This window comes from Bergeriella denitrificans NBRC 102155, from assembly GCF_001592185.1.
Classification (GTDB): domain Bacteria; phylum Pseudomonadota; class Gammaproteobacteria; order Burkholderiales; family Neisseriaceae; genus Neisseria; species Neisseria denitrificans.
In genome coordinates, this window is record NZ_BCWL01000034.1 from 1 (window position 1) to 12967 (window position 12967).

General features: G+C 56.6%; 11 protein-coding genes and 1 riboswitch. Of the genes, 6 read left to right on the forward strand and 5 right to left on the reverse strand.

Annotation, left to right across the window (positions count from 1 at the left end):
- Positions 1-119: 119 nt before the first annotated feature.
- From BDE01S_RS03625 to BDE01S_RS03635, 3 genes are all read right to left on the reverse strand, one after another.
- Positions 120-1022 (reverse strand): aldo/keto reductase, encoded by a 903-nt coding sequence (locus BDE01S_RS03625; protein ID WP_066077533.1) that lies wholly within the window; start codon positions 1020-1022, stop codon positions 120-122.
- Positions 1023-1073: 51 nt separating this feature from the next.
- Positions 1074-2462: a nucleobase:cation symporter-2 family protein gene (locus BDE01S_RS03630; RefSeq protein WP_066077537.1), complete on the reverse strand. Its 1389-nt coding sequence runs from the start codon at positions 2460-2462 to the stop codon at positions 1074-1076.
- Positions 2463-2636: 174 nt separating this feature from the next.
- On the reverse strand, positions 2637-3851 hold the full coding sequence (locus tag BDE01S_RS03635; RefSeq protein ID WP_066077539.1) for an NRAMP family divalent metal transporter: 1215 nt from the start codon (positions 3849-3851) through the stop codon (positions 2637-2639).
- Between the two features lie 70 nt (positions 3852-3921).
- A riboswitch (TPP riboswitch) is annotated at positions 3922-4043 on the reverse strand.
- A 256-nt stretch (positions 4044-4299) separates the two neighbouring features.
- On the opposite strand from BDE01S_RS03635, the gene dapA reads away from it, so the two are divergent.
- The 4 genes from dapA (at position 4300) to rdgB (ending at position 7376) form a co-directional block, all read left to right on the forward strand.
- Positions 4300-5175, forward strand: a complete 876-nt coding sequence (gene dapA, locus BDE01S_RS03640; protein WP_066077541.1) for a 4-hydroxy-tetrahydrodipicolinate synthase — start codon at positions 4300-4302, stop codon at positions 5173-5175.
- A 114-nt stretch (positions 5176-5289) separates the two neighbouring features.
- On the forward strand, positions 5290-6438 hold the full coding sequence (locus tag BDE01S_RS03645) for an NlpB/DapX family lipoprotein (RefSeq protein ID WP_066077544.1): 1149 nt from the start codon (positions 5290-5292) through the stop codon (positions 6436-6438).
- Between the two features lie 109 nt (positions 6439-6547).
- Positions 6548-6787 carry an NGO_0222 family membrane protein gene (locus BDE01S_RS03650; protein WP_066077546.1) on the forward strand — a complete coding sequence of 80 codons (240 nt, stop codon included), beginning with the start codon at positions 6548-6550 and terminating at the stop codon, positions 6785-6787.
- On the forward strand, positions 6780-7376 hold the full coding sequence (gene rdgB / locus BDE01S_RS03655) for an RdgB/HAM1 family non-canonical purine NTP pyrophosphatase (RefSeq protein WP_066077549.1): 597 nt from the start codon (positions 6780-6782) through the stop codon (positions 7374-7376). Before BDE01S_RS03650 ends, rdgB begins: the two co-directional genes overlap by 8 nt.
- Before the next feature lie 248 nt (positions 7377-7624).
- Here rdgB and BDE01S_RS03660 read toward each other — a convergent pair whose 3' ends face one another.
- Positions 7625-8881: a multidrug effflux MFS transporter gene (locus tag BDE01S_RS03660; RefSeq protein WP_066077551.1), complete on the reverse strand. Its 1257-nt coding sequence runs from the start codon at positions 8879-8881 to the stop codon at positions 7625-7627.
- A 462-nt stretch (positions 8882-9343) separates the two neighbouring features.
- Between BDE01S_RS03660 and gdhA the strand changes: the two genes are divergently transcribed.
- Positions 9344-10678: an NADP-specific glutamate dehydrogenase gene (gdhA, locus tag BDE01S_RS03670; protein WP_066077554.1), complete on the forward strand. Its 1335-nt coding sequence runs from the start codon at positions 9344-9346 to the stop codon at positions 10676-10678.
- 431 nt (positions 10679-11109) lie between these two features.
- Positions 11110-12303: an L-talarate/galactarate dehydratase gene (locus BDE01S_RS03675; RefSeq protein WP_066077556.1), complete on the forward strand. Its 1194-nt coding sequence runs from the start codon at positions 11110-11112 to the stop codon at positions 12301-12303.
- Positions 12304-12385: 82 nt separating this feature from the next.
- On the opposite strand, the gene BDE01S_RS03680 is transcribed toward BDE01S_RS03675, so the two are convergent.
- A complete protein-coding gene (locus BDE01S_RS03680) occupies positions 12386-12880 on the reverse strand; it encodes a DMP19 family protein (protein WP_066077557.1) in 495 nt (164 codons plus the stop codon).
- Positions 12881-12967: the final 87 nt, after the last annotated feature.

The window sequence follows — 12967 nt, forward strand, 5'->3', positions numbered from 1 at the left end:
TCAAGCCTCTCTTTGAGCCGTACGAACCAACTCCGTAGCAGAACTTACTCTTCGACTATATATTTTCGTACAGCAAGGCGGGGCAGCCACCTGCCCTGCCTGCTTCCGTTTTGAGAAAATTAAGGCACATCATGCCCCTGCGCGGCGGCATACACGCGTATCCAGGCTTCGTCGTCGAAGCGGACGGACAATGCGTCTGCCGCGTTGCGGATGCGTTCGCTTTGACCCGAGCCGATAATCGGCATCAGTCCGGCCGGGTGGCTGAGCAGCCATGCGTAGGCCAATGTGTCCAAGCGGGTTTCGCTGCAGGCTTCGCCCGCCTGCAGCAGGGCTTGGGCGACGCGGCGGCTGCGTTCGTCACTGTGGTCAAACAGTTTGCCGCCGGCCAGCGGCGACCAGGCCATCGGCTTGATGCGTTTTTCCAAAAGGTAGTCCAGGCTGCCGTCTGAAAACGGGGCGATATGCAACGGCGAGATTTCGATTTGGTTGGTGGCCAGCGGCTGCGCGACATAGGATTGCAGCATATTGAGCTTCTGCGCCGGATAATTGGATACGCCGAAATGGCGCACGATGCCGCGCGTGTGCAGCGAATCGAAAGCGGCGGCGACTTCTTCGGGGTTGAGAAACGGCGACGGGCGGTGCAGCAGCAGTAAATCGAGATGCCCGCAGCCCAGCTCGCGCACGGAGCGTTCGGCAGACCAAATAATGTGCGCGGCGCTGTTGTCGTAATGCTTGCTTTTCATCTCCGGCAAGGTCGGATTGGGAAAGGAGATGCCGCATTTGCTGACAATGGTCATGCGCTCGCGCAGGCTTTTGTCGGCTTTCAGGGCGGCGCCGAAGCGGCTTTCGTTGGCAAAACCGCCGTAGCAGGCGGCATGGTCGAAGGTGTTGATGCCCGTTGCCAATACTTCTTCAATCAGGCGTATATAGCCCTGCGTGTCCAAATCCCATTTGTGGGCGCGCCAATAGCCGTGCACCAGGCGGCTCATTTTCAAATCTTGGTTGATAATGTGGTATTCCATAAAGTTTCCTTTAAAAAAGCCGCCCGCGCTTGAAGGCGGGCGGCTCGGATATTAATGCTCCAGATGGTCGGTATCGACAAAGACTGCTTTCTCGGTCTTATCTTCCGGCAGCACCAAGTTCAGCACCACCGCCATAATCCCGCCGGCCGAGATGGAGTTTTGAAACAGCACCGGCAGGTTTTTAAACACTTCCGGCTCAAACGCCACGCCCAAACCCAAACCGACCGATGTCGCCGCAATCACGGCTTCGCGGCGGCGGATACCGTTGCTCACCAAAATCCGCACCCCCGCAATGGTAATCAGGCCGAACATCAACACCATCGCGCCGCCCAATACCGGGCTGGGAATGGTGGTAAACGCACGGCCGATAACGGGAAACAGACCCAGCAGCACCAAAATCACCGCAATATATTTGCCCACATGGCGCGACGCCACGCCGGTCATCTGAATCACACCGTTGTTTTGCGCAAACGTAGTCAGCGGCAGCGAACCGAGTGCGGTCGCAATCACCGATACCAAACCATCCGCCATCACGCCGCCTTTCAGACGGCCTGTATATTCCTCACCCTCAATCGGACGGTCGGACACCATCGCCGTAGCCGTCAAATCGCCCACCGCCTCAAACACGCTCAGCAGATAAATCGCACCGGCCACGATAAACGCGTGCCAGTCGAATGCAAAACCGTATTTGAACGGCACGGGCACGGTAATCAGCGGCAGGTTTTGCAGCGCGGAAAAATCCACCTTACCCAAAAACAACGCCACAACATAGCCGACAATCAAACCCACCGCAATACCGCTCATCCGCAGCAGCGGGTTTTTCATGCAGTTGAACAGCAATACGATAATCAGCACCAGCGAAGCCAGGCCCAAATTTTCCATCGAGCCGAACGTACCGTCCGCTTTCGCGCCGAAGCCGCCGCCGAAATCAGTAATGCCCACATGAATCAAGCTCAAACCAATCAGCATCACCACCACACCGCTGACCGTCGGCGTAATCACTTTTTTCAGATACGGCAAAAGCCAGGCCGAAAAACACACCAAAAACGCACCGACAAACGACACCCCCAGCAGCGTGGAAATCATCGCATTTTCGTCCAAGCCGCCTTCTTTCATGCCCGTACCCAGCGCAATCATCACAGTCACAAACGAAAAATTCACCGACTGGATAGACAACATGCCCGAACCGACCGGGCCGAAGCGGTTGACCTGCAGATAAGTGCCGATACCGGAAGCGACCATCGCCATCGACACCAGATAAGCCGTCATCTCCACCGGCAGATTCAATGCGCCGCCGACAATCAGCGCGGGCGTAATCATGGGCACGAAAATCGCCAGCAAATGCGTGACCGCGCTCAACAGCGCATTCATAAACGGCGGCTTGTCTTCCAAACCGTAAACCAAATCGGGCGCGTCTGCCCGTTTTTCCATACCAGCCATAATGCAAAATACCTTTTCAGTCTGTATAGTCGGAGCGTCAATTCTGATACAAGGCGAGCCAACGCCGTAGCAGAAATGACACTCCGACTATAAATGATAATTTTCGTAAAGGCGGCATTGTATAGAATACAGGAAACCTTGACAATTTTCAGACGGCTTTTTTCACTTCCGGCGCTACAACAGCAGCAAATAAGCCGCAGCCGCCAGCACCAAAGCCAGCAAACCCAGATAAGCCAGCGGCATCAGCCAGAGCGGTTTGCCGCTGCACTCTGCGGCCAGGCGCAGGTTGAGCGCGGCAAATACCGGCGCGGACAAAAAAGACGCGGTCATGGCAAACGGTATCATTTTGCCGATGGCGTTGCTGAAAAACTGAATCAATACAAAAGCCAGCAAGCAGGCGCCCGTCAGCCACAGCCGCAGCTCGGCTTCCGCACGCGCCGGCTCGCGCCCGCGCAGCAGGTTGACCGCCTGCATATTGCAGCGCGAGTAACCGTCCACCGCCACAATCGTCGTGCCGTAAATACAGGCAAACGCCACCGCCGTCATCGGCAGGCGCATCCATTCGCCGATGCTGTGGGCATACATATCCACAAACTGGCCGATGAATTTACCGCCGCTCAAAGGCGTGACCGCCTGCCCGTATTGCACCAGCGCGCCCAAAGCCATAAACATCAGCGCCAGGATAATGGTCAGAATATAGCTGGTATTGAAATCCACCATCCGCTTGGGGCGGTAATCCGGATCGAGGCGGTTTTTCTCCACCACCCACATCGAGCTGGACACGCTCAATTCCAACGGAGCGGGCATCCAGCCCGTCAGCGCGGCGAAAAACGGTACAGCCGCCCATACCCAGGGCGAAGGCGTTTCAAAACCGGCAACAGGCGGCTGCGGCGGCTGACCGAACGCCATCACCAAAGCCGCCAGCGTCACCAGCGTCAAACCCAGCATTACTGCCTTGGAAATCCGGTCCAAAGCCTGATACTGGCGGCCGAACAGCAAAATCAAAAAGCTGGCCAGCACCACCACGTTCAACACATTGGCCGGAATGCCCTGCGGCAGCATCATGCCCAGCAATACCGCCGATAAAAGCGTGCCGCCCGCGATGTTCACCACGGTGGCGAACAGATTAAACGCCAGAAAAAGCTGCACGCTCAGGCGGCCGCGCTCCGCGTATCCCTGCAGCAGGGTTTTGCGGTGCTCGCTGCTGTAGTCGAACGCAATCCGGAAAAAAGGATATTTAAGCAAGTTGACCAACACAATCAAACCGGCCAGCTGATAGCCGTAATACGCGCCCGCCTGCGTCGAAGCGATGATGTGCGAGCCGCCGACGCAGGAAGAAGCCATGATGATGCCCGGGCCGAAGCGGCGGGATAAAGCAGCAAAAGACATAATATTCCCTTACAAAACCATTCGTTCAGGCAAAACAAAAGCCTGTTTCCACAACAGAAACAGGCGGCACGCATCCAACCTCGAAACTCCCCACGCCGGTATTATCCGTATCGGGTGCAAAGGGTCATTCTCAGCCGCCCGTACCGCACGCCCCTCGGCGTCGGCACACGGGCAGCACCCCTGTTTCCGTATGCGCGCATTGTAGCAAGCCGCAGGCCGTCTGAAAAGTACGCCGCCTACATATACCCACACACTTTAACATACTTTAATGCCCGCACCGCCCGCTTTAAACACCCAATAAATATCTGTTTTTAAATAAAAATCACAACAAAAATAGCCGCATCACCCGCCGATACGCCCGCCAACCCCGCCCGGCGGTGTTTCCCAGCAACAGCAAAGTAAGCTACAATCCCCACCATTACCGACCGCACACACAAAAGGTTTCATTATGTTAAAAGGTAGCCTGGTTGCCCTGATTACCCCGATGAATCAAGACGGCAGCGTAAACTTCGACCAACTGCGCCAACTGATCGACTGGCATATTGAAAACGGTACCGATGCCATCGTTGCCGTCGGCACAACCGGCGAAAGCGCCACCCTGTCGGTGGACGAACACCTGGCCGTTATCGAAGCCACCGTGCAGCACGCAAACAAGCGCGTCCCCGTGATTGCCGGCACCGGTGCCAACAACACCCTTGAAGCCATCGAGCTTTCCCACGCCGCCGAAAAAGCCGGCGCAGACTATACCCTGTCGGTCGTACCCTATTACAACAAGCCCTCGCAAGAAGGCATCTACCGCCATTTCAAAGCCATCGCCGAGGCCACCTCGATTCCGATGATTATCTACAACGTGCCCGGCCGCACCGTGGTCAACATGACCAACGACACCATTCTGCGCCTGGCCGAAATCCCCAATATCGTCGGTGTCAAAGAAGCCAGCGGCGATGTGGCGCGCGCCATCGAGCTGATTAACGCCGCGCCCGAAGGCTTTACCGTACTCTCCGGCGACGATCCCACCGGCCTGCCCTTTATGCTCTGCGGCGGCAGCGGCGTGATTACCGTCGCCGCCAACGTTGCGCCCAAGCTGTTTGCCGATATGTGCCGCGCCGCCCTCTCCGGCCACACCGCCGAAGCCCGCCGCCTCAACGCGCAGCTCGTACCGATTTACAACGTCATGTTCTGCGAACCCAGCCCCGCCGCACCGAAATGGGGTGCAGCCGCTTTGGGCAAATGCGCGCCATACGTCCGCCTGCCGCTGGTCGAGCTGACCGAAGCCGGCCAGGAAAAAGTCCGCGCCGCCCTGAAAGAAGCCGCGCAGCTGTAAGCCGCCTCCCGCACGGGAACCGATTGCCCGCCGCCTTACCGATACAGGCCGTCTGAAAACCCACTGCTTTATTTTTCAGACGGCCGACACAGAAAATCTTCACAGGAAAATGATATGACCTATATCAAACCGGCCGTATTGGCCGTTGCACTCATCAGCCTGACCGCCTGCTCCGGCAGCAAACAGGCCCAACCCAAGCTGGACTACCAAACCCAAACCCGCAAAATCGTCAATCTGGAAGTACCGCCCGACCTGACCAACCCCGACCAGGGCAATCTCTACCAACTGCCCGCAGGCAGCGGCTCGGTGCGCGCGACCGACTTGGACAACCGCCGCACCCGCACGGCAGCCGTGCAGCAGCCCGCCGGCCAAGCCGTATTGCAGGCAGTTAAAGGCGTGCGCCTCGAGCGTGACGGCAGCCAGCGCTGGCTGGTAGTGGACGGCAAATCCCCTGCCGAAATCTGGCCGCTGCTGAAAGTGTTCTGGCAGGAAAACGGCTTTGACATCAAATCCGAAGAGCCCGCCATCGGCCAAATGGAAACCGAATGGGCGGAAAACCGCGCCAAAATCCCGCAAGACACCCTGCGCCGCCTGTTTGAAAAAGTCGGCTTGGGCGGCATCTACTCCACCGGCGAGCGCGACAAATTCATCATCCGCGTTGAAAAAGGCAAAAACGGCAGCAGCGACATCTTCTTCGCCCACAAAGGCATGGAAGAAGTGTATGGCGACAAAAACAAAGACACCACCATGTGGCAGCCGCGCCCCAACGACCCCAACTTAGAAGCCGCCTTCCTGGCACGCTTCATGCAATACCTGGGCGTGGACGCGCAACAAGCCGAAGACGCTCTGGGTAAAAGCGTTGCGCCGCAAAAATCCGCCGCCGGCGAAATGGCCAAAATTGACGGCAACACCCTGCTCTTGAGCGGCAGCTACGAGCGCAACTGGCGCCGCACCGCCCTCGCACTCGACCGCATCGGCCTGACCGTACTCGGCCAAAATACCGAACGCCACGCCTTCCTGGTGCAGCAAGCCCCTGCCGAAGGTGAAGCCGTCAGCAACCAAAAACCGGGCGTATTCAGCCGCTGGTTCAGCAAAGGCAAATCCGCCGCCAACCAAGCCGTGCAATATCCGGAGCTGATTGTCTATGTCGAGCCGCTGGCCAACGGCAGCACCCGCGTCAGCCTGCTGAACAAAGACGGCAGCAGCTACAAAGGCCGCGACGCCTCCACCCTGCTCGGCCGCCTGCACGCCGAGCTGCGCTAAATACTTCCAACATCAAACGGCTTCCGCACCCTGCGGAAGCCGTTTTGGTTTTCAGACGGCCTGCCGCATATCCGCTATAATCACACTTCCTCCGTTTCCCTTAAACACCATGAACGCCCGCCAAACCTATTTACTCTGCATCCTGCTCTTCACCCTGATTTTTATGGCGCTGGTTTTGCTCGGCAGCTATCTGCTCAGCATAGGCAGCAAACAGTTTGCCGTCGCATCCTTCCTGTTTGCCTTGGCCGCCGTATTCGGCCAAATCGCCAGCCTGGCGCTGTATGTGCGCCACAAAGCCAGAATACAGGCCTCCCGCCAAACCGCCCGGCAAGGAAACAACCATGTTTGACAAAATCGTCTTAGCCAGCGGCAATGCCGGCAAGCTGCGCGAATTTTCCCGCCTGTTTGCCGAACAAAACATCACCGTATTGCCGCAATCCCAATTCGATACGCCCGAATGCCCCGAGCCGTATTTCACCTTTCTCGAAAACGCGCTGGCCAAAGCCCGCCACGCCGCCAAACACAGCGGCCTGCCCGCCCTGGCCGACGATTCCGGCATCTGCGCCGATGCCTTAGGAGGCGCACCGGGCGTATTGTCCGCCCGCTATGCCGGCAGCAACCCCAAGTCCGATGCAGCCAACAACGCCAAACTTTCCGCCGACTTGGCCGACCAAAGCGACAAAAGCTGCTATTACGTCTGCGTACTCGTATTCGTGCGCCACGAACACGACCCGCAGCCCGTCATCGCCGAAGGCATCTGGCGCGGGCAATGGCAGGCAGAAGCCGCCGGCGAACACGGCTTCGGCTACGACCCTCATTTCTATCTGTCCGAACACGGCTGCACCGCCGCCGAGCTTGCCCCCGACACCAAAAACAGCATCAGCCACCGCGCCCAAGCCCTGCAGGAGTTGATGCGGAAAATTGCCGCTTTGGTGTAAGCCACCAGCGTTCAGGATAAGTACGGAATAACTTTTGATATTTCAAAATCGTAGGGCGGGGTTGCCACCCCGCCCTACAACTGACACCTTAAGCATTGCAGCCAAACCCAAAGTGTCTCTTATCCTGAACGCTTGTTAAGGCAAACCATACCGGCAGCCGCAAAAAAGCCGTCTGAAAATAAAGGATATTTTCAGACGGCTTTTTTCAAACGGCCTAAACGCTTTCTGATGAACACCCAGCCCGCCGCTTAAAACGCCTCTTTATTCCGATCGTTTTCCAGCCAAGCCTGATGCGACAAGCCCCACAGCAGCGCGATGCCGCATACCGTGGCGGCCAGCATCATGCCGGGCATCACCAGCGCTAAGCCGTTGTGCATCCAAGTCGTCAGCATGCCCATGCCTGCACCGATAAGCGATTGGCACACGCCCGATACGGCGTTGGCGCTGCCGCTCTCCTGCTTGAAATAACCCATAAAACACGCCTGCGTATTGGCGGATATCAGACCCTGCGTGCCGACGGAGAGCATCACGCACATCACCAGCGCCCACAAAGGCGGCAGGGTCAAAGCCGATACCAGCAGCACCATCAGCAAATTGGCGGCAAACTGCACGATAATCCCCCAGCGCAGGATGCTTTGCGGATGCGTGCCGCTTTTCAAACGCCAGGCGGTGATGCGGTTAAACGACGCCATGGTCAGAATATTCAGCGCAAATATCCAGGCATAGGCATGCGATGACACGCCGTACAGGTTCATATAGACAAATGACGATTCGGTCAGAAAGGCAAACATCGAGGCAAAGCTGAATGCCTGGAAAAACATATAGCCCAGCGCCGCGCGCGTTTGCAATACCCGTTTAAAGCGCCCCGCCACCACGCCGACAATGTCCGCGCCGATTTTATCCGCTTTCTGCGGTTTGGGCAGAAAGCGGCCGACCAACACCAGCAAAAGCAGCGTATAGGCCAGCAAAAAGCCGAAAATCGCCCGCCAGCCGCCCACAGAGAGCAGCAGCGCGCCGACCATGGGCGCCATCAGCGGCACAATCATCAAAATAATGCCGATCAACGCAAACATCTGCGCCGCCTGCCGCCCGTCGTAATAATCGCGCACCGTCGCGCCAACCACCACCACCGTCAGCCCCGCGCCGAGCGCCTGCAATGCACGAAGCATCAAAAGCTGGTCGGCCGTCGTCACCAAAGTCAGCCCCACCAAGCTGACCGCGTGCACCAGCAGCCCGGCCAACGCCACGGGTTTGCGTCCTTTGATGTCCGACAGCGGGCCGCCGAGCAGCTGGCCGAACGCCACGCCGAACATAAACATACTCAGGCTCTGCTCGATGCGGTGGATATTCGAACCCAAATCTTCCGCCATTTCGGGCATGGCCGGCAGATAAGTGTCGATGGCAAACGGCATCAGCGCCACCAGCATAGCCAGCAGCGTCGCCATCTGCTTCTGCGTCAGCGGCAGGCGCGCCGCTGCCGTTTTCAAAGTTTCCGGATTGTCCATATTCCTGTTGTTTCCGCCGCAAGCTGCCAAGCAAAAAACGTGTATGCCGCCAACGCCCGCCCTGTGCGGCAGCGCTGTCCGACAAACACGTCTCAAACCGCCGCACGCGGCAACGGCTACAAACGGCAGATTGTGGATACTGTTTCAAAGTGTGGATTATAGCATATTTTCAGACGGCCTTTTTTGCCGCCCGAGGCCGTCTGAAAAACTCCGCCTTTGCAAATATACAAAAATTTACAAATCTTGATTAGCCATTTAATTGCTCTAAATTAATAAATATTAGCAATAAATAACCCAAAATCAACACAAAACAAAATAAAAACATCTAAAATAAAAAATCTAATTTTGATAATGTCAACAATTTTACAAAAATTACCCTTGTGGGCGCAAAAAAACAGGCGTATATTTCCCCCATACAAATTCACTTCCCCTTTCTTATCAACTATCGACCGGAGAATCAAAATGAGCGGTTTGAATACTTTGTTTACCAACCTGAAACAAAAAAACCCCAACCAAGAGCCTTTCCACCAAGCGGTGGAAGAAGTGTTCATGAGCCTGGATCCGTTTTTGGCGAAAAACCCGAAATACACCCAGCAAAGCCTGCTGGAGCGCATCGTCGAGCCTGAGCGCGTGGTGATGTTCCGCGTGACCTGGGTGGACGACAAAGGCCAAGTACAAGTCAACCGCGGCTACCGCATCCAGATGAACTCCGCCATCGGCCCTTACAAAGGCGGCCTGCGCTTCCACCCGACCGTGGATTTGGGCGTATTGAAATTCCTGGCCTTCGAGCAAGTGTTCAAAAACGCGCTGACTACCCTGCCTATGGGCGGCGGTAAAGGCGGCTCCGACTTCGACCCCAAAGGCAAATCCGATGCCGAAGTGATGCGCTTCTGCCAAGCCTTTATGACCGAACTCTACCGCCACATCGGCCCGGATACCGACGTACCGGCCGGCGACATCGGCGTAGGCGGCCGCGAAATCGGCTTCTTATACGGCCAATACAAAAAAATCCGCAACGAATTTACCTCTGTGCTGACCGGTAAAGGCTTGGCATGGGGCGGCAGCCTGATTCGTCCGGAAGCAACCGGCTACGGTACCGTGTACTTCGCACAATCCATGCTGGAAACCCGAGGCGACAGTTTCGAGGGCAAACGCGTGGTGGTATCCGGTTCGGGTAACGTTGCTCAATACGCCTGCGAAAAAGCCATCCAGCTGGGCGCGAAAGTCTTGACCGTTTCCGATTCCAACGGCTTCGTATTGTTCCCGGACAGCGGCATGACCGAAGCGCAACTGGCCGCGCTGATTGAATTGAAAGAAGTCCGCCGCGAGCGCGTCTCCACTTACGCCAAAGAGCAAGGCCTGCAATACTTTGAAGGCCAACGTCCATGGGGCGTGAAATGCGACATCGCCCTGCCTTGCGCGACCCAAAACGAATTGGACGAAAACGATGCCAAAACCCTGCTGGGCAACGGCTGCTTCGTTGTGGCGGAAGGTGCGAATATGCCATCAACCCTGGGCGCGGTCGAGCAATTCCTGAAAGCCGGTATCCTGTATGCGCCGGGCAAAGCATCCAACGCCGGCGGCGTAGCCACCTCAGGCTTGGAAATGAGCCAAAACGCCATCCGCCTGTCTTGGACGCGCGAGGAAGTAGACGAGCGTTTGTTCAACATCATGAAAGCCATTCATGAATCTTGCCTGAAATACGGTAAAGAAGGCGACAAAGTCAACTACGTCAACGGTGCGAACATCGCCGGCTTCGTCAAAGTAGCCGATGCCATGTTGGCGCAAGGCATCTAATCCCGCCGATTTGGCCGCCGCTGCGGTTTGAGGCGGCGGCAAACAGCCGAAAGCCGTCTGAAAAATGCGTTTTTCAGACGGCTTTTTTTATTTTATAAAGACTATAAAATCCAAAAAAACCGTAATGCATGGGCCGGGCTTCAACCCGGCAAAACCTTACCGTTACCGGACTTTTGATTTTTAGAAGTTTCACGATACACCTCATCGCCCCATCATGTTCAAACGGCCTTAACCCACCCCGCTCCGCCCGACAGCTCCTGTTTCCACACAACCCAAAACCCAGCCGAAAAAACCGCAGTAAAACTGGGCATTTGCCCAATGCCTTTTCCGCAGCCGTTCTCTATGATGAAGCCTGAGCAAACGTCTGAGTCAGCAAATCCGTCGTCTGTTTCTTTCCGTCATCTGTTTCTTCTCGTCAAAAGGAGTACCGTATGTCTGTTTCAGGAAATTCCGATGCTGTGAGCTACGCCAAAGTCATCGACGGCAAAACCGCTGCCGATACCGGCGACCGTATCGAATATGTTAAAGTGTCATTGGCTTTTCTGCCTTTGTCCACGCCGGTCAGCGATGCCAAAGTTTTGACCGGCCGGCAAAAACCGCTCACGGAAGTGGCCATTGTGTTTGCCGAAATCCGCACCCGCGACGGCTACGACGGCATAGGCTTCAGCTATTCCAAACGCGCGGGCGGCTACGGCATTTTCGCCCACGCCAAAGAAATCGCCGATAATCTTTTGGGCGAAGACCCCAACGATATCGACAAAATCTATACCAAACTTTTGTGGGCGGGCGCGTCGGTCGGCCGCAGCGGTATGGCGGTGCAGGCCATTTCCCCGTTCGACGTCGCCTTGTGGGACATGAAAGCCAAGCGTGCCAAGCTGCCGCTGGCCAAACTGTTCGGCGCGCACCGCGATTCGGTACGCTGCTACAACACGTCCGGCGGTTTCCTGCACACGCCTTTGGATCAGGTATTGAAAAATGTCGCCATCTCGCGCGAAAGCGGTATCGGCGGTATCAAACTCAAAGTCGGCCATCCCGACAATGCCGAAGATTTGAAACGCCTTACCGCCGTGCGTAAAGAGCTGGGCGATTTCCCGCTGATGGTCGATGCCAACCAGCAATGGGACCGCGACACCGCCATCCGCATGGGGCGTAAAATGGAGCAGTTTGATTTGGTGTGGATTGAAGAGCCGCTCGATGCTTACGATGTCGAAGGCCATGCCGCACTGACTGCCGCGCTGGATACGCCGATTGCCACCGGTGAAATGCTGACCAGCTACCGCGAACACGAGCAGCTGATTTTGGGTAATGCCAGCGATTTCGTCCAACCCGATGCGCCGCGCGTGGGCGGCATTACGCCGTTCCTGCGGATTATGGAGCTGGCGCACCGCCACGGCCGCAAACTGGCACCGCATTTTGCCATGGAAATCCACCTTCACTTGGCTGCCGCCTATCCGATCGAGCCGTGGCTGGAACACTTCGAATGGCTGAACCCGCTGTTTAACGAGCAGCTCGAGCTGCGCGACGGCCGAATGTGGGTATCCGACCGTTACGGCTTGGGCGTGACCATGAGCGAACAAGCCGTGAAATGGACGGTGCAAACCGCCGAATTCGGCAAGCAGCCGTAAATCGGAAGCCTGTCTTTGTAAAACGAAAAAAGCCGTCTGAAAAATACATTTTTCAGACGGCTTTTTCAGCATCAACGCCCGCTCAATCCGCAATCTCGGCAAAGCGCGCCCAGTTTGCCTGCACATAGGCCACGGCGGCGGCCATATCCTCATCGGCAGCTTCGTAATATTCGCCGTCCAGCTCTTCAAAATCGGCAAATTTGGCGCGAATGTCGGCCACCGGCGTCTCCTGTTCGGCCAGCGCTTCGATTTCGCCGCCGTATTTTTGATACAGCGCTTTGGCTTTATCAAGAACTTTCGGGGTCGGTTTAATCCGCCAGCGGCGCAGGCTGTCGGCCAGCGGGTTCATCAAAACATATTCGCCGTAGCCTGCGGCAATCAGCTGGACAAAGCCGCCTTCCTGCACCTGGCTGTCGAGATAGCAGTAAGCCACCAGCGCGTGCTGCTCGTCGTTCAGGCAGGCGAGGTCTTCGTCGCCGATGGCGGCGGCGTGGTCGAAACAGGCCGCGCTTAAAGTGTAGAGAAACTCGGCGGGGTCATTCGGATTCAGGTCGTCGGGTTGGAAAAGCGTGGTCATGGTATCAAGGCCGTCTGAAAATTGATGTACGGCATTATATAGTGAAATGACGTGCAACGGGCGGCAGCCTTGCCACCCTGCTTGCGG